This window comes from Nitrospirota bacterium, from assembly GCA_037386965.1.
Classification (GTDB): domain Bacteria; phylum Nitrospirota; class Thermodesulfovibrionia; order Thermodesulfovibrionales; family JdFR-86; genus JARRLN01.
This window is the reverse complement of sequence record JARRLN010000029.1, coordinates 22,505-45,746: the sequence shown is the minus strand read 5'-3', so window position 1 is coordinate 45,746 and position 23,242 is coordinate 22,505. Positions and strand designations below refer to the sequence as shown.

Genomic DNA, 23,242 nt, shown 5'->3' with positions numbered 1-23,242 from the left:
TAGGCCTATGAAGAAAACCGTCATGGAAGCGGTCTCGCGCGCCCTAGGGCAGATGGGCCTCCGCCCGGCTCCCCGGGTGGAGGTGGAAGTGCCCCGGGAGGAGGCCCACGGGGACCTCTCCACGCCGGTGGCCATGGGCCTGGCAAAGGAGCTCCGGAAGCCCCCCCGGGAGATAGCCCGGGACATCGCCCGTGCCCTGCCCGGGGAAGAGGCCTTCGAGAAGGTGGAGGTGGCCGGCCCGGGGTTTCTGAATTTCACCTTCAGGGCCGATTTACTCCGGGAGAGGCTGAGGGAGCTTCTCCGCGAGGGCCCCGCCCTGCTCCGGGAGGACCTGGGACGCGGACGAAGGGTGCAGGTGGAGTTCGTAAGCGCCAACCCCACGGGCCCTCTACACCTGGGCCACGGCCGGGGGGCGGCGGTGGGCGCGGCACTGAGCAATCTCCTCCGGGAGGCGGGTTTCGCCGTCGAGCGGGAGTACTACATAAACGACGCGGGCCGCCAGGTGGAGCTTCTGGGGCGGAGCGTCCTGGCCCGGTACAGGGAAGCCCTGGGCGTGGAGGCCCCCTTCCCCGAGGACGGCTACAAAGGGGCCTATGTCGAAGACCTTGCCCGGGCCCTCCAGGAGGAGGTGGGCGAGGTCTACCGGGACAGCACCTTCCAGGAGTGCCGCGAGAAGGTCGTGGACTTCGCCCTGGCTCACATGCTCACGCGCATCAGGGAAGACCTCCAGGCCTTCGGCGTCCAGTTCGACACGTGGCAGAGCGAGCGGGAGCTTTACGACGAGGGAGCCGTGGAGCACGCCCTCACGGTCATGAGGGAGCGGGGCATCCTTTACGAGGCCGAGGGGGCCCTCTGGTTCAGGGCCACCCGGTACGGGGACGAGAAGGACCGCGTGGTGGTGAAAAGCGATGGGCAGCATACGTACTTCGCCTCGGACATCGCCTATCACCTGCGGAAGCTCGAACGCGGGTTCGACGAGCTCATAAACGTCTGGGGGGCGGACCACCACGGCTACGTGCCCCGGCTGGAGGCGGTGATGGAAGCACTGGCCGGCGAGCGGAAAAAGCTCCGGGTGCTCCTTGTGCAGATGGTGGCCTTGGAGCGCGGAGGGAAACCCGTCCAGATGTCCAAGCGGGCGGGGGAGTTCGTCACCCTGAGGGAGGTCATCGACGAGATAGGTGCGGACACGGCCAAGTTCATCTTCCTCACCAGAAGGCACGACAGCCACCTTACCCTGGACCTGGAGGCCGCCGTGGCCCAGTCGGCGGAGAACCCCGTCTACTACATCCAGTACGCCACCGCCCGCATCCACAGCATCTTCGCCCACGCCGGAGAGCAGGGGGTGGAGACGGAGTCCCTTGAGAGTGCCGACCTCGCCCCCCTCGCGGAGGCCGAGGAGCTGCGGCTTATAAAGAAGCTCCTGACCTACCCCATCGTCTTTGAGCAGGCGGTGCGAAACCGCGAGCCCCACCGGATGACGTTCTATCTCCAGGAGCTGGCGGGGATGTTCCATCCCTACTACAACCGCCACCGCGTTGTAACCGAAGATGTCGCGCTGACCCGGGCCCGCCTTGCCCTGATGAAGGCCATTGTTCTCTCGTTTTCGGAAGGGCTTCGTATCCTGGGGGTCTCGGCGCCGAAGAAGATGTAGCCGGGGGACGGCGCGGCTATTGCTTCTTCGATGGGGGGGCGGTGGGCGGCCGCCTGAGGCCGTCCAGCAGGTGCATGAAAGCGAAGTACGGGTGGCGGCTGCTCATGCGGGGACCGGAGAAGCGCATCACCTCGACGGCCCGCCGGCGCATGGAGGGCATGTAGCAGTGCACGGGGCATTTCCCGCAGGCGGGCTTGCTCCCCCCGTAGCGGCAGTGCTCGAGCCGCCGGTACGCATAGGCCAGAAATTCCTCGCACTCCCCGCACAGGGCGCTTCCCTCGCCCCCGCCGGCGTCTTCCGGCTGCCAGGGCTCGCAGGCCTCCGGGGAAAAGGCGGGCTCCACACACCTCGCGCCCGCCCTGTGATGGGCGCGGCAATACATCCGCACCATGGCCGCCATGGTCTTCTTCTCCCTGCGGATGCGGCGTCCCTCGGCGGGACGGGTCTCGACATCCATACTCTATGGTACACCGTATCGCCCGGGGCCTGTGTATGAGATGGGTCATACCATGCCGGAACGCTCCGAATCCCTTCTTCGGCTACAATAGGGGAGCAATGTCCGCCTTCGGAGGAAAACCAAAGGACCGTCTCCGGGTCCTCGTCCTCGAGCCCTATTACGGCGGCTCCCACAGGGCCTTCCTCGAGGGGCTTGCGGCCCACCTGCCCTTTGCGTTCGAGCTCCTCGCTCTTCCGGCACGGAAATGGAAGTGGAGGATGCGCCTGGCCGCGCCCCACTTCGCCCGGCTCCTCAGGGAGAGGAAAGAGCGCTTCGACCGCATCCTCTGCTCCCCGTATCTGGACGCGGCCGCATTCAAGGGCCTGGCCCCCGCCCGCCTCCAGGGGGTGCCCCTTCTTACCTACTTCCACGAGAACCAGTTCGCCTATCCCGTCCAGGTCCGGGACGAGAGGGACATGCACTTCGCCCTGACCAACGTGACCACGGCGCTGGCTTCCGACGGCATAGCCTTCAACTCCCGACACAACAAGGAGAGCTTCCTCCGGGGGGCCCGAGGCCTCCTGCGCCGGGCCGGTGACATGCGCCTGGAGGACCCGCTGGGCGAGATACGGGCAAAGGCCGGGGTTCTCCCGCCGGGCGTGGATTATACGGACATCGACCGGGAGAAACCCCCGGACGCCCCGAAAGCGCCCGCGACGGTGCTCTGGAACCACCGCTGGGAGCACGACAAGGACCCGGAGCTTTTCTTCCGGACGCTCCTTGAGCTCGCTCAAGAGGGGGTGGACTTCGGGGTGGTCGTGGTCGGGGAGAGCTTCCAGCGGAGGCCGGAGATATTCCGCGAGGCCCGGGAGAGGCTGGGCCGCCGCATCCTTCGGATGGGCCATGTGAAAAGCACAAGGCAGTACGCCAGGTGGCTCCGGCGGGGGCAGGTGGCCGTCTCCACGGCCCGGCACGAGTTTTTCGGCATGGCGGTGCTCGAAGCGGTCCGCGCGGGATGCCGTCCCCTTCTGCCCCGGAGGCTCTCCTATCCGGAGATTTTTCCAGGGAAGTACCTTTACGGGGAGGGGGAGTTCAAGGACAGGCTCAAAGAGGCCCTCGCAGGAGCAGAGAGGCTCGACCCCGCCGAGGCGGCGCGCCTTACCGAGCCCTATCGGTGGGAGACCCTGGTGCCTCTTTATGAGGAATGGCTCCGGAGCGGCAAACTTCCCTGATTCGCTCCCTGCGGTGCTGCTCCCGGAAGATGGTCAGTTGTCGGTTCGAAAGGCGAACCCGGCGCGATACAGGCCCTCGCCCACCCGCAGGCACCAGACGGCCCGCGCCTCCCGGGGCGGCACCAGAGAGGGAGCGGAGCGGCGAAGCTCGTAGGAGGCGCCCGGGAGCACCCACTGATTGGTAAAAAGGCTTATCCCTCCGGGGGAGATGTCCAGGGCGGCGGCCCAGGGCTTTCGGCCGCCGTTGGGCCGGGAGGATGCACGGGCTAGGACGATTGCGGAGGACCACGGCTGGCGCAGTTCCCGGCGCTTCTCGGCTCCTTCGGGGCTCCTCGGTCTCTGCACGTGCAATTCTCCTCCTTTGCTCAGGCGGGACACGCCACTGTGTTCTGCTACAGGATACCGCAGAAGAGGATTTTTTGCACGGGGAGCGCTCTCCCATGGCACGTCGATGCTCCCTGGGAGGAGGCGGCCTCAGTCCCCGCTCAGGTAGTCCCCGAGGAGGCCCCGGCTGTGCTCCTCCTGGTGGCAGTAGACGCAGAGGTTCTCCCAGTTAGAGCCGTCAGGCGGGTTGTTCCGGGGGTTTCCGTCCTTGTGGTGGACGGTGAGGAGATGGCGGTCCTTCTCGTCGAACTGCCTCCCGCACTTTGCGCAGACCAAGCCGTGGATGCGAAGGGACTGCTCCCGGTACTCCGGCGAGGACTTCCCGGCCTCCCTGAGCTGCCGGACGATGTCCTCCACGGACCTGCCCTCGGCCCTTCGGGGCGTCCTTCTCCTATGCCGATCCCGAGCCATGGCCTGTCCTTATTATTTTACCCCAGAGGCGGATTCCGGTCCCGCAGGGCTCTGGATGACTTCGCAGTTTCCGTATGACTGAATATTTACTTATTTAACGGAGTCAAATCTCCTGCTTATCTCCCCCCAGTCAATCGCCTTAAAATAGGCATCTATGTATCCCGCCTTCTTGGTGCCGTAGTCAAGCATGAAAGCGTGCTCAAACACATCCATAATCATAATCAGCGCTTGCCCGCCGGGGTGGCCTTTGTCGTGCTCGTCAATCCAGAAATTTATAAGCCTGTCTCCCTGCTTGTCGTAATACAAGGCCGCCCAGCCAATGCCGCGCATGCCGCCCACCCCGCGGAAATCCTTCTCCCAGTTTTCAAACCCGCCGAAGTCTTGTTCCATCTTTTTATAAAGCGCGGAACCTTTATCCGGCTGGGAACCGCCTTTTTTCAGGCCACCGAAATAATATTCGTGCAAGCGCATGCCGTTGAACTCCCAACCCAGGCGGCGCTTGACTTCCGCATAGTCCGGCTGGCCGGTCTTTCCCTCCCCAAGCTGCTCCCGCAACTTCTCCAATGCCTTGTTGACATTGTTTACATACCCCTGGTAAAGGGTGAAATGGTTCTTGAGCAACGCGTCACTGAGGCCTTCGGTGCCCAGCAGATGGTCGAAATTTCTTGCCTCGTATGCCATGTTCATCACCTCGTCTCTCTTTGTTTTTGTTTGCTCGTTTTTAGAGAATAGCACGCCTTCCCCGGAAGTCAATGAACCGGCGTGGAGTCCCTTGCAAAGAGTGCAGGAACCGGAAAGCGTTGATTGACTTTGTTTCGGCGCGGCTGGTATAAATAGTGGTCATGGTTGAGAAGACCCGCAAGATATGGATGGACGGCACCCTGGTGGACTGGGACCAGGCCCAGGTGCATGTGCTCACCCACACGCTGCACTACGGGCTGGGGGTCTTCGAGGGCATCCGCTGCTACAAGACAGCCAAAGGGCCGGCCATCTTCAGGCTGCAGGAGCACATAGAAAGGCTGCTCGGCTCCGCCCACATCTTCATGATGCAATGCCCGTACGGGGAGAAAGAGGTGCGCGAGGCTATCCTCGCCACGGTGCGGGAAAACGGCCTCGAGGAGTGCTACGTGCGTCCTCTGCTTTTCATCGGCGACGGGGGGATGGGCCTCTACGTCTCGGACAACCCCGTGCGGCTGGCCGTGGCCGCCTGGCCCTGGGGGGCCTACCTCGGAGAGGAGGGCCTGAAGAAGGGCATCCGCGTGAAGGTGTCCAGCTTTATCCGCGGCCACGTCAACAGCAACATGACCATGGCCAAGGTCTGCGGCTACTACGTCAACAGCCAGCTCGCCAAGAAGGAGGCCAAAAGCTGCGGCTATGACGAGGCCCTGCTCCTGGACACCGAGGGGTACGTCTCTGAGGGCAGCGGCGAGAACATCTTTATCGTCAGAAACGGGGTGCTCAAGACCACGCCTCTGACGAGCATCCTGGAGGGCATCACCCGCGACAGCGTGATGCGCATAGCCCGGGACGAGGGCATCCCCGTGGTGGAGGAGCGCTTTACGCGCGATGAAGTCTACATCGCCGAGGAGGCGTTTCTCACGGGCACGGCAGCGGAGATAACCCCTATCCGGGAGCTTGACGGCCGCCGGATAGGCCCGGGCAGGCCCGGCCCGGTGACGGGGAAACTGCAGCAGATCTTCTTCGATGCCGTCCTGGGCAGAAGCGACCGCTATCGGAAGTGGCTCACCTTCCTTTAAGGGCCCTTTTCCCCGCCGCTGAAAATCGCCTCATTCGCCGGTGCCATGACGCCCGGCGGCTTGCGCCGCGGGAAGCGCTATGTCGAAGGTCATGCCGGCCGGGGTGAGGCGTGCGGAGAGCCGCCCCCGGCTCTTCCGGACGGCAAGCATGGCGATGGCCAGGCCGAAACCCGTGGCCCCGGGCTTTGTGCTGTAGAAGGGAAAGAACATCTTCTCAACCTCCTCCTCCCGGGGGCGGAAGCCCACGTTCGTTATCTCGATGTGCACGTCGCCGGGCAGGCCGGGGGGCACGGAGGCGGTGATGTCCAGGGAGGGGGTCTCCTTGCCAGCGGCCTCTACGCCGTTCATGAGGATGTTGTAGAACATGTCGGCGACGAGAGACCCGTCACCCAGGACATGGTCCGCCTCGGGCCGGATGTCCACGCGGACGTCCGCGGTCGAGACGGCCCCGAGCCGCCGGACGACGTCATCGAGGATGCGGCCGAGGGAGAGCCGCCGTGTCTCCGCCGTCTTGTGGAACATCTCCACGTAGGACCTGATGTCCGCAATCAGGCCTTCGAGGCGGGCGTTCTCATCCAGGATGGTGCGGTAGGACTCGTAGGCCGGGGAATCCTTGGAAGTCCTCCTCAGCAGCCTGTTGACGTTGCCCCCGATGACGGTGACCGGGTTTCTGACCCTGTCTGCTATGCCCTTCATGATCTCCAGGTCGCAGCGCGAGTGGGTCTCGACGTAAGCGGTGGTTTCGATAAGGAGGTAGAAGTCCAGGAGCTTGTCCACCGTCCTGAAAAGCGCAGCGGCCTCCCCGGCCTCCAGTTCGGCCTCCAGGAGGTCCTGGCAGAACTGGCGGATCTTGGTGAACCCGAGGTTGGTGTAGCGCTGGTCGAGGTTGACCTCCACGTGGCGGACGCCCACGTGCCAGAGGTACCGGAGGAAATCGTCGTCCACGCGCCCCCGGAAAGCCAGGTCGAACCACGTGGCCCAGACGCCCTTCATAGTCTCCGGGGTGCTCTCATGGTCGATGACCATCCGGGTCTCGGGCATGGCGGAGAAGAAGCCATAGAAGAACTCGGCGAACTCCCTGCCGCGTCCCTTGAAAAGGTCGGCTCGGGCGGCAAGCGCTTGAAGCTCCTCATCGGCAAGGCCGAGAGAGTCGCGCAGGCTGTAAAGGGTCTCGTAGGGAACGATGACGTTGATGAACCGGCCGGTCTCTTTCATCGATAATTTAGACTAACAGAGGGCCCTCGGGCAGTCAACCAAAGCCTTGGTTCCCCTCAAGCGAAGAGAAGGGCGCTTCCCGGCTGTCGGTTTACACGGCAAGGCCGTATGTGCCGGATAGGGGCCGTGCCCCCACTACCTATGGAACATCAAGCCTTTATGTTCCAACAGCCTGTCCAGGCGAACTTTCACAAAGTCCGTAATCACGAAAGCCACCAGCGCATATACCCAGACAAATAAAGCAAGCTTCCACCCGATAGGAGAAACGTACCAGCCGTAGACGGCAACCAGGGTTGCCAGCGCCTTGGTTGTCACCGCGGACCAGAAAAGGGCGGCGCCGGGCCTGATCGACCAGAAGGGACCCTGGGTACGCGTCAAAAAGATGGTCAGGTGTCCCGCCACCGCCAGTTTCAGGAATATGAACGATTGAATTACGTCCCTATCGAGGCGCAGGACGTGCTCGCCGATATAAAATATCATGAACGAAAAGAACACGCCGATGAGGCCCAATAAGGTCGCCTTGCCCAGGACCACCCCCATATGCCACTTTTCCGGTTCGTTCCGGTACCTGACTTCATCGTAAGCGATGGCCATGATGGGGGCGTCGTTCAGCAGCGCGAGCAGCACAATCATGACCGCAGTGACGGGATAGAAATTGAAAATCAAGATGGAAGCCGTGATGAAAAACAACAGGCGGATGGATCCCCGCATCGGCCTTCTTCAGGGCGGGCGCGTCGTTGACCCCGTCGCCGGTCATGCCCACTATGTGTCCCCCGGACTGCAGCAGCTCGACGATGTGGTACTTGTGCTCAGGAAATACCTCGGCAAAGCCGTCGGCGTCCTCGACCGTGCGCCGGGCTTGCCGGTCGGGTCTATCCAAAAAGGAAGAAGCCGGCATGATATTGCCGCCCAGATGCACCTGATGTGCGATCTCCCTGGCAATGGCAACATGGTCGCCGGTGACCATCTTCACCCGGACGTTCATCGCCTGGGCGGTCTCGATTGTTTGCGCCGAATCCTCCCGCGGCGGGTCCGTCAGGCCGATCAGGCCCAGGTACCGCCAGTTCCCATCCTTATCCGTCCTGGCCACGCCCAGGGGGCGATACCCCTGGGCGGCTAGAGCATCGACACGCTTGTCGACGTCCGCACCCACGGCCTTCGTATCGGCAACGAGCGATACAATGGCCTGCGGCGCTCCCTTGGCCGCTTTGAAGCGCCCTCTGCCGCTGTCCTCCAGAGTGGCCGTTGACCGTTTGGAAACGGGGTCAAAGGGCGTGAACGCCAGGGTCCTGTAGCCGCCGGCCGCGCCGGCCTCTTTCGCCTTGGCGAGAATTGCATCGTCGATGGGGTCCTGGTCCTCTTCCCTGGACGCCAGGGCGGCAACAAGCAGAACGTCATCTTCGCCGACGCCCCCGAAAGACTCCACGTCGCCAACCGAAATTTTGTTTTGGGTGATGGTGCCGGTCTTGTCCGAGCACAGGACGTCCATGCCCGCCATCTCCTCGATGGCGGTCAATTTGCTGACGATGGCTTCTTTTTTAGAGAGCGCCACCGCCCCCACCGCCATGGTCACGGAAAGGACCGCCGGAAGGGCCGCCGGTATCGCCGCCACGGTAAGAATCAATGCGAACTGAAGCGTTTGCAGGATGCTCTCATGGCGGAAAAGCGCGACGAGAAATATGACCGCCACCAGCGCAAGGGCGAGGACGATCAGGTAATCGCCGATTTTCATGACGGCCTTCTGGAAGTGGCTCCGCTTTCGAGCTTCCTCGACGAGCTTCGCGGTCCTGCCGAAAAAGGTGTTCATGCCCGTGGCGGTCACCAGCCCGTTCATTTCCCCCTGCCGCGCGATGGAACCGGAGTACGCAACGTCGGAGATATGCTTTTCGACGGGCATGGCCTCCCCGGTTAACGCCGATTCGTCAGCCAGCAGGTAATCCCCTTCCATGAGTTTGAGGTCGGCGGGAATGATTACCCCCATGCGCACACGGACCACGTCCCCCGGCACGAGCTCGCGGGCGTCCATGTCGGTCCACGTGCCATCGCGCAGAACCCGTGCCCTCGGTGCCAGCTTCTTTTTTAACAACTCGATGGCGTTGTCCGCCTTGTGTTCCTGCCAGAACCCTACCGCGGCGTTTAAAAGCAGCAGTATGAAGATAATCCAGAAGTCCTCCCAGTGATGGACGACCGCCGACAGTATGGCCGCGACCTCTATCATCCACGGTATCGGTCCCCAGAAATAGCTCAACAACTTCAGAAACGCGCTCTTCTTCTTTTCGGATATCTCGTTATGGCCGTACTGTTGAAGCCGCTTTTGTGCCTCTGCCGTAGAGAGGCCTTTTTCGCTCGAGGAAAGTTTTTTCAGCAGTTCGGCAAGAGGGGTCTGTTTTATCTCTTCTTTACCCATATAGTCCACCCATGGGACGCCGTCTATTGATTGCGCACGGGCCGTCCTAAAGGGATTCTATCACTTCCGGCCCGCTATTCAAGAGCTTTCCGGTGCAGAGTCCAGGAAATCTTTCGGACGGGTGCAAGCTCGCCTTTTTTAGCCGAAACTCCTATACGCGCCATTTTCTCTGTTCGGCGTACCGCGAGTGCATCCTGAATTGCCTGCAATACCGTTCAACGTTCTCGCCGACCAGCCCTTCAAGCGAATAATCCCCATAGCCGTCACGCTCCAGGTAAAACAGATATCCAATGTCCGCGGGGTCGAGGCCCATCAGCCTAACCCCGAGCCCATCCGCCTTCAAGGGGTCCACCGATGCCACGGCAACGCCCAGTCTAACGGGTTCGCCCAGTAAGGGGCCCTCTCCTTCCATTGCGTACATCGCATCCAGCACGACCAGGTCCAGCTTTGTGGCCTTCGCCAATTCAGCGAGGTTTATGTTGGTCAATTTCACGGACTCGACGTACCCTCCGAGATTCACAGAATATCCTGTCATGCCTGTGGACCATACCCATGATGTTCTTGATTCCCAGGGTAGCGATAACGAAATCGTGCGTTTTTGGGAGCGAGACGGAAACGACATAGTCAAAATCGTGCTTCATCACCCTGACCTCTTCGTGGCCGCGTACCATCCTGACCCGAAGCACGTTGAAATCCTTCCAGTCATCGAGGTCCAGCACCCGGACATTGCCGAACCTCTTTTCCAGGTCGTCATAACCGAAATATTCAAGGACGCGTCTTGTGCGCATGCCGGCCAGGTAAGCGCTGCCGCTGCTCTCCCCGATGGCTATCTCCAGGCCCTTGAAGTGGTCATGGAGGAACTCAATAATTCCTTCAACGGCTTCCACGGACGTATTGGCGTACGCATTTTTGAGCGCGCTCAGGTTCGGCTTTATCAGGACTTTCTGCCGGGGCTCGATTTCTTCCCTTATCAGCTCCAATGCCTTTTTAACGTTTTCTTTTCTTGACCCCCCGGCCGTCAGTGCAACTTTAGCCATCGTACTTTAAGCTCCCCAAACAAAATAAGGTGTCCAACCACTCAACATTCATCGAATAAAACATGGGAGTGCCCTCTAAAAAAGAAAGCCAATGCACTTCCCACATTTCTAGGCGGCTCACGGCGCAGGCACGGCCCAGAGGCCTCCGGGACGGAGGCCGCCATGCCCCCTTCACGCCCTGCGTATGCCCGAAGGTGCGGCTGCCCTGGTCATGGACGTCCATGAAAATGATGCTATCACAGAATAGGGGCACTTTAAATACAACTTTGGATACAAAGGGAAGAACTCCACGGAAAATAATGACAAAGATAAGTGTTTATAAAATTAAGGGGTTTCCTTGACAAACGGCAAGCGAATGTGTTTAGGTGCGGGCATCGCAAAAGGGAGAAGAAAAGCTTTCCTCCATGGTGACGACCGATGCGGCTTCGCGGCAGGTCTGCTGGTTCATTGAGGAAAAATTCCTGGAAACGGCGAAAAGCGGAGAGACGTTCTTCTGGAAGCCAAAGCCCGGTACGTTCGTCGTCCGCGTGGTTGACGACCACGGCAGGGCAGACGCAAGGGACATCGCCGTGGACGTCATCGAATAGGAGGGAACAGCCTCACCCGGTGATTCAGACTCTCGGGTTTCATCTTCCGCCGCCGGCCCGGGCCGAAGATAGACGAATAGTAATTGTCCAATGGTCACGTGGAGGGTATTTATGGTAACGCTTTTCGATACGGCAGGACGAGGCAGCGTGCGGTACGCAGGGCTATGCCGGAGGCTCACCGCATGGACACTCGACGTTCTTCTCTTCTTCGGCTTATTCGGCCTCGTCTCCGGCACGGCCGGATGGAAGATTTTCGTTGAAACGGACTACCCCGATGAACTGGTGCTGCCTCTTCTCGTGGTGTGCCTTCTCTATTTTTTCGTGGACCAGCTCTATCTGCCCGTGAGGTTCGGCACAACGACCACACGTTGGATGACGGGGTACCGGGTTCAAAAGACAGAAGGCGGCAATCCCGGCTGGCTCCGGGCGTTGGCCCGGGTCGGCGGCATCTATGTGCTGGAGAGCCTGACCCTGGGAATCGTCACGTTCGTCACCAGCCTGTTCAGGAAAGACAGGGCCGCCCTGCACGACCTGGCATCGCGAACCCGCGCCGTATTACCCGAGCATAGCTGGCGGAGGGGACCGCGGTTGGCGGCCATAGTGGCAACGTTCGTCCTGTCCACTCTCGTGATGGCCAACTTTATTACCTATGGACTCTACAATGTTTTCGTCTCGCCGACCAAGAAAGCATTGGTTTCACGCGGTATTGCATCCCGCCCGGCCGTGACCCCCAATCCCGCACCACCAGCCGGCAGTTTCGGTTATCATGGCATTGAGTTTCTCCTTCCCGGGGAAATAACCACACACGTCTGCGAGGGAGAGTTTGATACGTACAACAAACCGCGCAGAGGACTGATAGAAGTAGCGCTTTTTCGAAAGTCATATAAATACTTCCTGCCGATCCACGCCAGCGATAAAGAAGACCGATGGCTCGCGACTGCTGCGGCGGTCCTGCGGGCTTATCCCCTGAAGCGTCCCGCGCATGAAATAGCGGCAGGCGTAGCCCATAATGAACAGATCGACTTTCCCCTCCTCTCGCCGGTGGACAATGCCCTTCGGCTCTATGGCAGCCTCATATACGCGGTCATTGCCCCTTTGTCCATTAATAAAGGTGTGTACACATCCATCCAGGGGGAGGAGACGTTTGGCCTGTATTTTGTGGGAATGCGTGGAAGGGCAGCGGCTATTTGGTTCTATGTGGTGCGGGAAGGTCACCTGGAGGACTATTCAATTGTCATGCGGGGAACTCCGGAAGATGTTAAACCTGCTTTCGAGACAGTCCTTGGTAGTATTCGTATTATCGAAGAAGGCCGGGACCGGACACCGCTGTTGCCGCCCTGCTCGGGCATTTCTTCAACCGGACCAAGACGGGAAACAGACTCTTAAGGACTTTCCCCAATGCGGTCTGGGATAATTCGAGAACTGTTTCTTCACAATGAAAGGGAGAGGATGTGAGCGTAGCGGCCCTGTTAACCTTGCTTTCGACCGTTTGTGCACCAGGGGCTCTGGCAGGAAGGCAGGCGGGTCAATCACAAACGGATTGAAAGGATACGGCGCAAGGGGGAGTCGAAAGTGTCCCTCAGCGAATCGGCCGGGGCCCGCTCGCCGGACCGTCTTGTTCGCCTTGGCTCTTCCCTTCGATCTTCCGGAAATTCCTGCTCGGGTCAACCGCGTAGTACGCGAGAGGCGCATTCGACGTCCTCAAAGCCGGACGCTCGTCCTCAAGCCTCACCTCTTCCTTCTTCATCCGGATGAAAACCCACTCGTCAAATACCCGGGCGATAAAATAATGCCACTGCCGGTCGGACCCTTGGTAACCGAGTCCGCCGCGTATTGCAGAGTGGTACTTCGCATACCACTGGGTCACTTCCTGTTTCGTCCACTCGGTTTTGCGACAGGACGTCAGGCTCCCGACGAGCGCCACGAGACCAATAATGAGTATGAGCTGCAGTGAGCGCATGGCTTTATGGCGAACGCTGCGGGTCACCGGGAGCCAGATTTATTGGACATCCGGTGGAGCCGGTTGTTCGGTGATGAGTTCCCTTGCCCTCTTAAGGAGTTGTTCGGACGTAGAGTCGAATCTCTCTGCAACTTCCGGCGCTGAGACCGTGTCGCGGAGAGCACCCGCCGTATCGGCAAATATATCATGAAATGCGTCTGGAAGATTCCGTTCCACCCATAGGCCGTCGAACATAAAGAACGAGTCGACTGCACGACAATTTGCATCCGTGCGACCATCCTCGGATGATAAGTACTCAAACAAAGCCACCAAGGACTGTTTCAAGCCCCCTACGTCAACGGCGCCTTCAGCAAGAATGGACTGGACCGCCTTGACCAGTTCTTGTGCATGCGGGTCGGCCCCGGCAAGCTTAACAGCAGCAATTTCTTTGTCATTCATTTCTTATTTGTTCCGAACATTCATCGCATGCGTGTTTGTGACGTATTATATCGATTTCATGCTACTCCATTTCCACTCTAGGGTCGGGAATGTCACCGGACAAAAAAGGATAATGCTTCTTCAGTATGTCTTTTTTTGGTGTCGAGAAATCACAAAAATACCAGACCTCGCCGTCAAAGTAACGTGTGGCCAAAAGATGGCTGTAAATAATGCCAGCTTTTCCGTTGTACTTAAAATGCGCCTTATAAGGAATTATTACATGCTCGGCCTTATCGCTTCGAATATATTTCAGCGGCTTGCCAACAGAGACCGAAATAAAATTCATTTCTCTGGATGCTTCCTTGACCCTGGACAATACGAGCGCTTTAACTTGACTCCGTTCGTCCTCGGTAAAACCTTCCCGCTCAGATAATCGAGGGTCCATCAAATCAACGGTCTTCTCATAATTTCCGTCAACGAAATACTCTAGATATGTTTTAGCTTCAATTGAAACGCTCTTTTCAACCGCGGGCGGCACGCCTTGTGAACAGCCAAGAAACAACAGAATGGAGGCCAGGATGGTGATAAGAGGTTTCATTGCGCCTTCATTTTAGCATAATGCCCGATTCCGGTAGACAGGGATTGATCACATCGGCGCGGGGCGCACGGTCCGGCGCACAAGCCTACTGGTTTGCGGGCCTCCCACGATTAACCGTGCATTCCTGATTTTAAGGCGCACTGCATCACGTACGGCTTCGGAGGCGACTTCCCATCAGAACTCAAGGCGCAGTCGTGTACGAACGCGTCACAGACGTTGGTGAAAGCTTGGCATGCTGTCCGGTCATGAGTCCGCTTTACCTCTTCCCTTTTCCCTGTGCGGTTAGAGTCAGATGGTTCCGGAAGAAGGGGCACTGACTGCGGCAGTAAAGTATCTTTTCGGCATAGCTCTTCTGTACCATCCTGCCAAAATCGCATTTTGTGCCCGTTACTTTCCAGCACTCCCGGCCCATATGTGGATAGGCGGGACAGCCGAGCCGCGAGGACTCCGGGCAATCCAGATAATCCCAGCAGTCCGGTGCGTTCTGTAAGAGTTTCCTCTGCTTTCTTCCGGGCATGCGCACTCCCTCTGTAAATTATTGTGGTTGTAATATAGCGCTTCATATCTCATAAGAGTCAATATACGCTTACCTGGTAATTCCACTTAACAAGCCCACATCTTCCTGCCGTTCTCATCGATGATTCTGCATACGAGCCGCTTGAATGAAGCTCAATAAGCTTGTCTATCTTCGTCGAGGTTTCAGGAGGCCAAGTCCAAAAGACACAGAGCCATCTCAAGGGCCGCGAGGGTTGCCTTTGCCATCACCCTGCATCGTCTGCAACAGAGCCTTACGAGGCTCCTCGCGTTTGCTCCGTCCTTAATGGCGTTGTCGAGCTTGTTCCCGTTCATGTTCCTTCTCTTTTCCATTTTCATTTCGTTATGAATCTGCGAACGGTTATGAAGGAAAGGAATTGAGTGACCTAGCGGGCGGGATGAAGAAAAAGAAAGGGCTCCGGGGACAATCTGGGGACAACCCAGACGCCGATGAAGCCCGGAACCCCTTGATTTCCATGGTAGGCGCGGGCGGTCTCGAACCGCCGACCTCTACCGTGTCAAGGTAGCGCTCTCCCCCTGAGCTACGCGCCTGCAACACAGGATTTTAACCTTCTGAAAAGGGTTTTTGCAAGAAAGGGCGCCTGACCCTCCTCCGGCCCGTGTGTTATAATGTGTATTCATTTTGGAGGTATTCATTGAGCGCGGCGGCAAGAACGGCTCTCATATTTTTTCTGCTTTTTCCCCTTCTTGCGACCCCATCCCCTGGAGCCAAAGAAGGGGCCGAAGGCCTCGAGAAGCTGAGGGACGAGGCCCTTTCCTACTTCACCCCTCTGGAGGGACAGGTTACGGGCGTGGTCGAAGGGGCGGTCTATGTCGACCAGGGCTCGAAGGCCGGCCTCAAGGAGGGGATGCGCCTGGACGTCTTCCGAAAAGGCGAGGTCTTCCATCATCCCATCACCAGAGAGCCCATCGGCACCGCCGAGACGCGGGTGGCCATGGCCGAGGTCAAAGAGACGGGCCCCGGGTATTCGGAACTTGTCCTGCTGGAGGGCGAGGCGCGGCCGGGGGACGTGGTTCGCCTTTCCTCGGCGAAGGTGCGGGCCCTTTTCTACCAGAAGCTCAGCGTCGACTGGAACGTGGCCGAAGAGTACTACCTGAAGCTCAAGGAATCCGGCAGGTTCGAGCTTCTGGACACGGCGCCGGGACGGGACGGGACGGGGGAAATAGCGGCCCGGGCCAGGAAATCGGGCGCTCGGGTGGCCATCGTCCTTTCGGCCGAGAATAAGGGGAAAGGGAGCCTGTTCCTCAAACAACAGGTCCTCTGGGCGTCCGACGGCTCCGTGCTGAGCGAGGATGCCGTGAGCCTGGGGGCCGGGGAGGTCCGGGACCTCAGCCTGGGCGAGGAGTTCTTCGAGCCGGAGAAGGGCGTACCCTCCGTGGCCTTCACCATCCCCTTCAACGCCCGTTTCCTGAGGACCGCGGACCTGGACGGCGACGGGCAGTACGAGGTCCTGCTCGCCTCAAGCGACATGGTTGCGGCTTACTCCTTCAAGGGCTCCCTGGTGCCCGCCCTGGGCGGCACGGAGATAAAAGGGGATGCGGACGAGGAGTTCATCTGGCTTGACACCCTGGATTTCGACGGGGACGGGCGCGACGAGGTTCTGATCACATCAAAGGACGACCGGGGGGTAAAGACCACCGTGTATAAATACGAGGGCCGGGAATTCTCGGTCCTCAGACGGGACAGGAACGTCTACGGGCGCGTCCTCGGAGGCAGACTCTACGCCCAGGAACGCTCCCCCGTGGGCGGCTACAAGGGGAAGGTCTTCGCCTTCGACGACAGAAGCGAGACCATCGAGCTTCCCCACGGCGTGAACATCTATGACTTCGGCATCCTGAGGTCTCCCGCGGGCACGCGGTACATAGCGGCCTATGACTGGACGGGCCATCTCACCGTCTCCACACCGGACGGCACCCCCATCTGGCGGAGCCGGGAGAGCTACGGCCCTCCGGTGATGGAGTTCGACAAGAAAAAGGTCTCCGCCTCCGACAGCACGGAGACGTGGCGGGTCAACGGCCGCCTCGTGACACGGGGGAGAGCCGTCCTGGGCCTGAAGCGGGTGCCCCTGGCAAGCCTGGTCCGCAAACTGGACTACTTCAAGCACTCCGAGGTCATCGCCCTGTCCACGGCAACCGGGGCCGAGGTGGACGAATCGGTCCTGATAAACGGCGTCTCGGGCGGGGCCCGGGACTTCGACGTGACCGACAAGGACCTCTTCATCCTCACCGACTCCCTGAGCCTCAGTGCGGGCAATATCCTCAAGGGCAAGGGCCTTTTCAACACCAAGGTGTTCGTGTACACTCTTGTGGGCGACTGACCGATGAAAGACCGGCTTCCAGCTCATGTGGCCGTCATCATGGACGGCAACGGCCGATGGGCCGCCATGCGGGGACTTCCCCGGGTGGAAGGACACCGCCGCGGGGCGGAGCGGGCCAAGGAGGTCATCACCGCATCCGTCGAGATGGGGCTGGGCACCCTGACCCTCTACACCTTCTCGGTGGAGAACTGGCAGAGGCCCGAAGACGAGGTGTCGCTTCTCATGAAGCTCCTGGAGGCCTACCTCAGGCGGGAGGCCTCCGGGCTGGTGCGAAACGGCGTGCGCTTCAGGGCCATCGGGCAGACCTGGAAGCTCCCCGGGGGGGTCCGGGCCCTCATCCGGGACCTGGAGGAGAAGACCGCGCAGAACACGGGGCTCACCCTTGTGGCTGCGCTCAGCTACGGCGGCAGGGACGAGATCGTCCGGGCCGTGCGGAAGGCCCTGGCCGCTGGCGTGGAGCCCGGGGGCTTTACCGAGGAGGCCCTGGAAGGGCACCTGGACACGGCCGGTCTTCCGGAGCCCGACCTCATCATCAGGACCTCCGGAGAGATGCGCCTGAGTAATTTCCTCCTCTGGCAGTCGGCGTATTCGGAGCTGTACTTTACGAGCACCCTGTGGCCGGATTTTTCCAAGGACGAGTTCCTTCGTGCCCTGCACGACTACCGGATGAGAGAGCGGCGCTTCGGCGCCGTGCACGCCAAGGAAACCGGATGAAGCGAATCCTCTCGGCCGCGGTCCTTCTGCCCCTTCTGGTGCTGTACGTGATGAAGCTGCCCCCGGGGTACTTCGCCCTCCTGGTGGCGGTGATGTCTTCGCTGGCCCTCTTCGAGTTCTTCGGCATGTACAAGGTGCCGAGGCCCCTGAAGTATACCGGGGCGGCCCTGGGGTTGCTCGTGATTGCGGCGGGATACTGGGGCGAGGCGGCCGTGGCCCTTCTGGCCTCCTTCGTCATCGCGGCCGCCGTCAGGCTCTTTGCCGTTCGCGGGCCCGACGGAGCGCTCTCGGACATCGGGATTGTCGTGGCGGGGCTCCTGTACATCCCGGGTCTCCTGGGTTACCACATGGCCCTCCGCAGCGGGGGCGCGGCCCTGGTGCTTTACCTCTATGCCAGCGTATGGCTCTCGGACGCCTTCGCGCTTTACGCAGGCAAAGCCCTGGGGAAGAGAAAGCTCTATCCCTCCATAAGCCCGAACAAGACCGTGGCCGGAGCGGTGGGCTCGGTGCTCGGCGGAACGGCTGGCGCCCTTGCCGTAAAGCTCCTGCTTCTGCCGGAGATGGCCTTTCCCACGGCCCTCGTGACCGGCGCGGCGCTCGGCGTGGTGAGCATCGTGGGAGACCTGATAGAGTCCATGTTCAAGAGGGACGCCGGGGTGAAGGACTCCGCCGGCTACATCCCGGGGCACGGCGGCATGCTGGACAAGCTCGACGGCCCCCTGGTCTCGGGGATGGTGCTGTACTGGATGTTCCGGGCCCTGAAAGTCGTCGCCTGAAAATGAACACTTGAGAAATCCATTGCCTCCGCCGTGGAGGGAGACAGGCCGGTAAGGCCGGGAGGAAGAAGATGCACAAAGTGGCAGCGGTCGTCTTGGTGCTGGCCGTCATGTTTCTGGCCGGGTGCGAAAAGGGAAACAACGAGTCTCAGCCCATCGGAGGAGGCCCGCCCGCACCCGCGTCCCTCGATGCCCAGAAGGAGATAGACACCCTCAAGGGCGTTCTCAAGGAAGACCCCCAGAACCTGCGGACCCTCATCCGCCTGGGCAACATCTCCATGGATTCGGGCCAATTTCAGCAGGCCGTGGACGCCTACGGCCGGGCGCTCCAGGTAGACCCCGCCAACATCGACGTCCGCGTGGACATGGGGACCTGTTACAGGCGCATGGGAATGCCGGAGAAGGCCGCCGAGACGTACAGGAAGGCCATCGAGATGAAGCCCTCCCACGCCGTCGCCCATCTGAACCTGGGCATCGTCCTGGCCTACGACCTCAACAAGCCCGGAGAAGCCGTCACGGAGTTCGAGACCTATCTGAAGCTGGCCCCTTCGGCCCCCAACGCCGACGCCGTGAAACAGGAAATCGCCAAGTGGAAGGCCGTAGCGGGGTAGGAGGAAACGGCGGAGGTAGAAAAAGGCCTGCTTTCGAGGCAGGCCTTTTTATTTATGCGGCCCGGAGGCGCTGCCCCGGAGCGCCCGGGTGATGCGTTCGTACTTTTCGATGCCCACGCATTCCTTGGCGGAGGGGCACCACAGGATACAGATCTCCCTCATCTTCCGGTCTATCGTCCTTCCGCAGGACCTGCATCGGGTCTCGGGCTCGTCGCTCCATATCTCGTTTTCCGCTTCGCAGTATGCGCACCTGAGGGGCTCGGGGTAAGGGCTGCGTATCTCTCTGCTTCCCGGACAACCTTCCTTGAGCATGGCCGAAGCACCTCCTTCGCACCTTCTTATCCCTACTTTATCAGATGCAAGGAGGCGAAAACATGATATGGGTCATAGGGAAGGGGGCTTCTGGGGCTCCCGGGCCCCCCACCGCCTGAAGGCGTTGTGCGGCACGCCCAGGGAGTCCAGGATCTTCCCCGCCCAGAAGTCCACCATGTCCTCGATACTCTGCGGGGCGCTGTAAAAGGCGGCCACGGGGGGGCATATGCGAACGCCCAGGCGGGCCAGCTTGAGCATGTTCTCCAGGTGGATGGCGCTCAGAGGCGTCTCCCGGGGGCTCAACACCAGGCGGCGCCCCTCCTTCAGGGTGACGTCGGCTGCCCGCGTTATCAGGGTGTCGGCGAAGCCGGAGGCGACGGCCGCCAGGGTCTTCATGGAGCAGGGGACCACCAGCATGGCATCCACGGGGTAGGAGCCGCTGGCCGCGGGGGCATCCATGTCGTGCTCGTCCCAGAGGTGGACGCTCCGGGAGCCGACATGCGTCCGGACCTTCTCCTGGCTCTCCGATATGTGTTCCCCGGAGAAGTCGATGCCCGTCTCCTCCCTCAGGATGAAGAAAGCATGGGAGGAGACCACCAGGTGGACCTCGGCCTCCCGTGCGAGCTCTTGAAGGACCCGGAGACCGATGGTCTGCCCGCTGGCCCCCGTCATGCCCAGGACATAGCGCTTCACGGGGTATTCTACCACAGGGAGACCGCGGCTTCCGCTGTCACGCGGCGGCCGGGGCCCTGCGGGGCTTCGGGGCTCGCCTTGACTTTGAAACCGGAGAGTTTTATATTAATTGGCTATGGGAACGTACACGACGTACCGCCCGCATAACAGGAGAAGGAAGAGAAAGCACGGCTTCCGCAACAGGATGAGCTCGCCGGGTGGGCGCCGCATCCTGAAGAGAAGAAGGTCGAAGGGCCGCAAAGTCCTTTCCGTCTAAGGCCCTTTACTCCCATGGTCTCAACACCTGGAAGACTCCTTGTCCTGGCTATTGACGCCTACAGGAACAGCCTGTCGTTTCTCTGGCCCGGCACCTGCAGGTTCGCCCCGTCGTGCTCGGAGTACGCACGGGAGGCCGTGCTCAAGTACGGCGCCCTGAAGGGTTCGGCCCTGGCCGTACGAAGGCTTCTCAAATGCCACCCCTTTCATCCGGGGGGGTACGACCCGCTCGTCTAAATGGAAAGACGCGTCATCATCGCCATCGTTCTGTCCGTCCTGATACTGATGCTGTTTCAGTATCTTATCCCCAAGCCCGTGCCCAAGCAGGAGGCCGTGGGGCCCGCCTCCGTCCAGGAGAAAGGCAAGGAGGCCACCGTAGCGCCCCCCAAGGGGGAGGAGCGCGCAGCGCCTCCCGAGGAGATGGTGCCGCTGCCGCCGCCCTCCGAGGTGAAGACCATCCACGTCGAGAACAACCTCTTCTCGGCGGACCTGAGCTCCCTGGGCGGCACGATGGTGAGCTGGCACCTGAAGAAATACCACGACCAGGAGGGGCATGCGGTGAGCCTCCTTCAGGAGAAGCCGCCCACCTATGCCCTGGCCCTGGGGGTCAAGGACGATTTCTCCATCTCCCGCAAGAACTTCACCGTCCGGGGCTCGGACCTGCTGCTGGATAAACCCGGGGAGAGCGGGACCCTGGTCTTCGAGTACGTCTCTCCGAAGTACACCATCAAGAGAACCTATACCTTCAGTTACGACTCCTACGCCTTCACCCTTGTGGACGAGGTCCGGGGGCTCCCCGAATATGAAATCACCCTGGGCGGCCATTTCGGAATCTTCAACCCCGAGCCCTCCCGTTACGGACACGTGGGGCCGGTTGTCCTGGAAGGGACCGACCGGATAGAGATAAAGACGAAAAAGGTCGAAGAGACCCGTCTTTTCACCGGCAATATCAAGTGGGTGGCCATGGAGGACAAGTACTTCTTCTCCGCCATCGTCCCGGAGGGGCTGCCCCTGGAGGCCAAGGTCTGGCGCTTGGGGACGAACGTCGCCGTCGCGGTGGAGGGCGAGCCCGGGGAGCCCGGCGTCTACCCCCTTACCATCTACGCCGGGCCCAAGGAGATAAGCAAGCTCAAGGCCCTGGGGAAGGGCCTTGAGAGCGTCGTGGATTTCGGGTTCTTCTCCATCATCGCCCGCCCGCTCTTCTGGCTCCTGAACCAGCTGCACAAGGTCACGGGCAACTACGGCTGGGCAATCGTCCTGCTGACCATCATCATCCGCATCCCCTTCATCCCCATCGTCAGCAAGGGGCAGACCTCCATGAAGAGGCTCCAGCAGCTTCAGCCCCGGATGCAGGAGATAAAAGAGAAGTTCAAGAAGGACCCCAAGCGGATGCAGCAGGAGATGATGCAGATGTACAAGAAGAACAAGGTCAACCCCATGGGGGGCTGCCTCCCCATGCTGCTTCAGATACCGGTCTTCTTCGCCCTGTACAAGGTCCTTCTGGTGTCCATCGAGCTCAGGGAGGCCCCCTTCATGCTCTGGATACACGACCTCTCGCAGAAGGACCCCTACTACGTTCTCCCCCTGGTCATGGGGGCCACCATGTTCCTCCAGCAGAAGATGACCCCCACGGCGGGGGACCCGCGGCAGCAGAAGATGATGCTTTTCATGCCCATCATCTTCACGTTCCTGTTCCTGAACTTCGCCTCGGGGCTGGTGCTCTACTGGCTGGTGAACAACGTGCTGTCCATCGCCCAGCAATTCTACATCAACAGGAAAAAAACGGAATAGAGATTATCGCCGAAAGGCGACAGCGCCGTGACGGAGGCGAGGCGCACCGGCGGCTGGAGCACGCGTGCACTCAGAAGGAGAGCGGGCCCTCCGCCCGGGTCGCCAGGCTCACCAGGGCCATGGCGCCGGAGACGACGGCCCCCTCGATGAGGTCCTTCTCCTCGATGCCCCTGTTCTTGAGGGTCTGGGAGCAGCACTGTATCTCCACGCCCGCCTCGAGGGCCTCGGCGAGCCTGCCGCCGAGGGTGGGCGTCCCCGGGACCGGCTTCTCCCTCCTCTGGGCTTCCCCCCGCACCATGACCTCCACCGCGTTCTGCACGCAGTAAAGGACGGAGCGGTAGCCCGCCGAGGCCCCCAGGGAAGAGAACATGAGGGCCGAACGCATCCTCTCCACGCTCTCGAACCCCGACGCGCACAACACGACGAAAAGCCTCTCGCCTCCGCCCTCAGGCACCTGTCAGACCACCTCCAGCGTGCTCCGGAGGGTGACGGGACGCGCGAGGGTCGTCCCCACCGGCGAGGTGGCCATCACCTGCTCGTGCAGCTCCCGCAGCGCCCCGGGGTCGGCCTGTGCCTTTATCTTCACGGTGCTCGTGATGCTCTTGAAACCGGGGAGCTTCTCCATGTGAAGCTCCTCCGGCGGCGTGAGCCCGAGGAAGCCCGGGAGGTCTATCTCTCCTTCCAGGTCTATCTTGATTTCTTCCATGTTGATTCCCCGTACGGCGGCGTTCATGGCGTAGCCGATGGTGAGGCAGGCCCCGTAGGCCTGAAGCACCATCTCCACCGGGTTGGACGCCTGGTTGCTCCCGCAGAGCATCTCGGGCTCGTCGGCAAGGAGCGAGAACTCCCGGGAGCACGTGCGCACCCGGAAGCCCCCCTGCCACTCGGTGGTGGCCTTCCAGGTGGTCTTGCCCATCTGCCAGTTCTGCTTTACGGTATCGACGACCTCGGTGAGCTTTTCCGTATCCAGACCGTTGATTACTGCCATGTTCTTACCCTCCCCTTTGCGGTTTTCTTTTTATGAAGTGCAAAAACCCTGCCCGGACAAAAAGATGTGATATCTCTTTGATTTTCAAGTGATTCGGAAGGCATGCGCCTCTGGCCGCGGAGAAAAGCGTCCCTTTA

At 60.6% G+C, this 23,242-nt stretch carries 27 protein-coding genes, 1 tRNA gene and 1 pseudogene; 12 read left to right on the top strand and 17 right to left on the bottom strand.

Annotation, left to right across the window (positions count from 1 at the left end; all coding sequences use genetic code 11):
- The first annotated feature begins 7 nt into the window (after nt 1-7).
- On the top strand, nt 8-1,651 hold the full coding sequence (gene argS / locus P8Y39_06010; GenBank protein MEJ2191890.1) for an arginine--tRNA ligase: 1,644 nt from the start codon (nt 8-10) through the stop codon (nt 1,649-1,651).
- Nucleotides 1,652-1,667: 16 nt separating this feature from the next.
- Here the strand turns inward: argS and P8Y39_06005 are convergent, their stop codons facing one another.
- On the bottom strand, nt 1,668-2,108 hold the full coding sequence (locus P8Y39_06005; protein MEJ2191889.1) for a nitrous oxide-stimulated promoter family protein: 441 nt from the start codon (nt 2,106-2,108) through the stop codon (nt 1,668-1,670).
- Between the two features lie 98 nt (nt 2,109-2,206).
- Between P8Y39_06005 and P8Y39_06000 the strand changes: the two genes are divergently transcribed.
- On the top strand, nt 2,207-3,319 hold the full coding sequence (locus P8Y39_06000; GenBank protein ID MEJ2191888.1) for a DUF3524 domain-containing protein: 1,113 nt from the start codon (nt 2,207-2,209) through the stop codon (nt 3,317-3,319).
- Between the two features lie 33 nt (nt 3,320-3,352).
- On the opposite strand, the gene P8Y39_05995 is transcribed toward P8Y39_06000, so the two are convergent.
- The 3 genes from P8Y39_05995 to P8Y39_05985 form a co-directional block, all read right to left on the bottom strand.
- Complete coding sequence (locus P8Y39_05995) at nt 3,353-3,664, bottom strand: PilZ domain-containing protein (protein ID MEJ2191887.1); 312 nt, start codon at nt 3,662-3,664, stop codon at nt 3,353-3,355.
- 129 nt (nt 3,665-3,793) lie between these two features.
- Complete coding sequence (locus P8Y39_05990; protein MEJ2191886.1) at nt 3,794-4,114, bottom strand: YajD family HNH nuclease; 321 nt, start codon at nt 4,112-4,114, stop codon at nt 3,794-3,796.
- A gap of 90 nt (nt 4,115-4,204) precedes the next feature.
- Entirely contained in the window at nt 4,205-4,795 is a 591-nt protein-coding gene (locus tag P8Y39_05985) for a Fe-Mn family superoxide dismutase (GenBank protein MEJ2191885.1), read from the bottom strand.
- Between the two features lie 161 nt (nt 4,796-4,956).
- On the opposite strand from P8Y39_05985, the gene P8Y39_05980 reads away from it, so the two are divergent.
- Nucleotides 4,957-5,871, top strand: coding sequence for a branched-chain amino acid transaminase (locus P8Y39_05980; protein ID MEJ2191884.1), 915 nt, complete (start codon nt 4,957-4,959; stop codon nt 5,869-5,871).
- Between the two features lie 30 nt (nt 5,872-5,901).
- Here P8Y39_05980 and P8Y39_05975 read toward each other — a convergent pair whose 3' ends face one another.
- From P8Y39_05975 to P8Y39_05960, 4 genes and pseudogenes are all read right to left on the bottom strand, one after another.
- Nucleotides 5,902-7,086: a protoglobin domain-containing protein gene (locus P8Y39_05975; GenBank protein ID MEJ2191883.1), complete on the bottom strand. Its 1,185-nt coding sequence runs from the start codon at nt 7,084-7,086 to the stop codon at nt 5,902-5,904.
- A gap of 135 nt (nt 7,087-7,221) precedes the next feature.
- A pseudogene (locus P8Y39_05970) lies at nt 7,222-9,493 on the bottom strand (plasma-membrane proton-efflux P-type ATPase).
- Nucleotides 9,494-9,644: 151 nt separating this feature from the next.
- Nucleotides 9,645-9,986, bottom strand: coding sequence for a DUF362 domain-containing protein (locus tag P8Y39_05965; GenBank protein ID MEJ2191882.1), 342 nt, complete (start codon nt 9,984-9,986; stop codon nt 9,645-9,647).
- A complete protein-coding gene (locus tag P8Y39_05960; GenBank protein MEJ2191881.1) occupies nt 9,958-10,530 on the bottom strand; it encodes a DUF362 domain-containing protein in 573 nt (190 codons plus the stop codon). The genes P8Y39_05965 and P8Y39_05960 overlap by 29 nt, the downstream gene beginning before the upstream one ends.
- Nucleotides 10,531-10,934: 404 nt before the next feature.
- Here P8Y39_05960 and P8Y39_05955 point away from each other — a divergent pair, with 404 nt between their 5' ends.
- Complete coding sequence (locus P8Y39_05955) at nt 10,935-11,117, top strand: hypothetical protein (protein MEJ2191880.1); 183 nt, start codon at nt 10,935-10,937, stop codon at nt 11,115-11,117.
- Nucleotides 11,118-11,228: 111 nt separating this feature from the next.
- A complete protein-coding gene (locus P8Y39_05950) occupies nt 11,229-12,503 on the top strand; it encodes an RDD family protein (protein MEJ2191879.1) in 1,275 nt (424 codons plus the stop codon).
- 193 nt (nt 12,504-12,696) lie between these two features.
- Here P8Y39_05950 and P8Y39_05945 read toward each other — a convergent pair whose 3' ends face one another.
- From P8Y39_05945 to P8Y39_05925, 5 genes are all read right to left on the bottom strand, one after another.
- Complete coding sequence (locus tag P8Y39_05945) at nt 12,697-13,077, bottom strand: hypothetical protein (GenBank protein MEJ2191878.1); 381 nt, start codon at nt 13,075-13,077, stop codon at nt 12,697-12,699.
- Between the two features lie 39 nt (nt 13,078-13,116).
- Nucleotides 13,117-13,515 carry a hypothetical protein gene (locus tag P8Y39_05940; GenBank protein MEJ2191877.1) on the bottom strand — a complete coding sequence of 133 codons (399 nt, stop codon included), beginning with the start codon at nt 13,513-13,515 and terminating at the stop codon, nt 13,117-13,119.
- Nucleotides 13,516-13,576: 61 nt separating this feature from the next.
- A complete protein-coding gene (locus P8Y39_05935) occupies nt 13,577-14,092 on the bottom strand; it encodes a hypothetical protein (GenBank protein ID MEJ2191876.1) in 516 nt (171 codons plus the stop codon).
- Between the two features lie 699 nt (nt 14,093-14,791).
- Nucleotides 14,792-14,941 (bottom strand): hypothetical protein, encoded by a 150-nt coding sequence (locus tag P8Y39_05930; protein ID MEJ2191875.1) that lies wholly within the window; start codon nt 14,939-14,941, stop codon nt 14,792-14,794.
- Between the two features lie 162 nt (nt 14,942-15,103).
- Nucleotides 15,104-15,178 (bottom strand) — tRNA-Val (locus P8Y39_05925).
- Nucleotides 15,179-15,282: 104 nt separating this feature from the next.
- Between P8Y39_05925 and P8Y39_05920 the strand changes: the two genes are divergently transcribed.
- The 4 genes from P8Y39_05920 (at nt 15,283) to P8Y39_05905 (ending at nt 19,066) form a co-directional block, all read left to right on the top strand.
- A complete protein-coding gene (locus tag P8Y39_05920; protein ID MEJ2191874.1) occupies nt 15,283-16,965 on the top strand; it encodes a VCBS repeat-containing protein in 1,683 nt (560 codons plus the stop codon).
- Between the two features lie 3 nt (nt 16,966-16,968).
- A complete protein-coding gene (gene uppS / locus P8Y39_05915; protein ID MEJ2191873.1) occupies nt 16,969-17,679 on the top strand; it encodes a polyprenyl diphosphate synthase in 711 nt (236 codons plus the stop codon).
- On the top strand, nt 17,676-18,455 hold the full coding sequence (locus P8Y39_05910) for a phosphatidate cytidylyltransferase (GenBank protein ID MEJ2191872.1): 780 nt from the start codon (nt 17,676-17,678) through the stop codon (nt 18,453-18,455). Before uppS ends, P8Y39_05910 begins: the two co-directional genes overlap by 4 nt.
- Before the next feature lie 71 nt (nt 18,456-18,526).
- Entirely contained in the window at nt 18,527-19,066 is a 540-nt protein-coding gene (locus tag P8Y39_05905) for a tetratricopeptide repeat protein (protein ID MEJ2191871.1), read from the top strand.
- A gap of 48 nt (nt 19,067-19,114) precedes the next feature.
- Here P8Y39_05905 and P8Y39_05900 read toward each other — a convergent pair whose 3' ends face one another.
- Nucleotides 19,115-19,378, bottom strand: a complete 264-nt coding sequence (locus tag P8Y39_05900; GenBank protein ID MEJ2191870.1) for a hypothetical protein — start codon at nt 19,376-19,378, stop codon at nt 19,115-19,117.
- Between the two features lie 72 nt (nt 19,379-19,450).
- Nucleotides 19,451-20,071 carry a UbiX family flavin prenyltransferase gene (locus P8Y39_05895; protein MEJ2191869.1) on the bottom strand — a complete coding sequence of 207 codons (621 nt, stop codon included), beginning with the start codon at nt 20,069-20,071 and terminating at the stop codon, nt 19,451-19,453.
- A gap of 115 nt (nt 20,072-20,186) precedes the next feature.
- Here P8Y39_05895 and rpmH point away from each other — a divergent pair, with 115 nt between their 5' ends.
- The 3 genes from rpmH to yidC are packed head-to-tail and all read left to right on the top strand — an operon-like array spanning nt 20,187 to nt 22,117.
- Complete coding sequence (rpmH, locus tag P8Y39_05890; protein ID MEJ2191868.1) at nt 20,187-20,327, top strand: 50S ribosomal protein L34; 141 nt, start codon at nt 20,187-20,189, stop codon at nt 20,325-20,327.
- A gap of 14 nt (nt 20,328-20,341) precedes the next feature.
- Entirely contained in the window at nt 20,342-20,563 is a 222-nt protein-coding gene (gene yidD, locus P8Y39_05885) for a membrane protein insertion efficiency factor YidD (GenBank protein ID MEJ2191867.1), read from the top strand.
- The gene (gene yidC / locus P8Y39_05880) at nt 20,564-22,117 is read left to right on the top strand and encodes a membrane protein insertase YidC (GenBank protein MEJ2191866.1); all 1,554 of its coding nucleotides are present in this window, start codon (nt 20,564-20,566) and stop codon (nt 22,115-22,117) included.
- A 70-nt stretch (nt 22,118-22,187) separates the two neighbouring features.
- Here yidC and P8Y39_05875 read toward each other — a convergent pair whose 3' ends face one another.
- Nucleotides 22,188-22,571 (bottom strand): DsrE family protein, encoded by a 384-nt coding sequence (locus tag P8Y39_05875; protein ID MEJ2191865.1) that lies wholly within the window; start codon nt 22,569-22,571, stop codon nt 22,188-22,190.
- A 3-nt stretch (nt 22,572-22,574) separates the two neighbouring features.
- Complete coding sequence (locus tag P8Y39_05870) at nt 22,575-23,105, bottom strand: OsmC family protein (GenBank protein MEJ2191864.1); 531 nt, start codon at nt 23,103-23,105, stop codon at nt 22,575-22,577.
- Between the last annotated feature and the right edge of the window lie 137 nt (nt 23,106-23,242).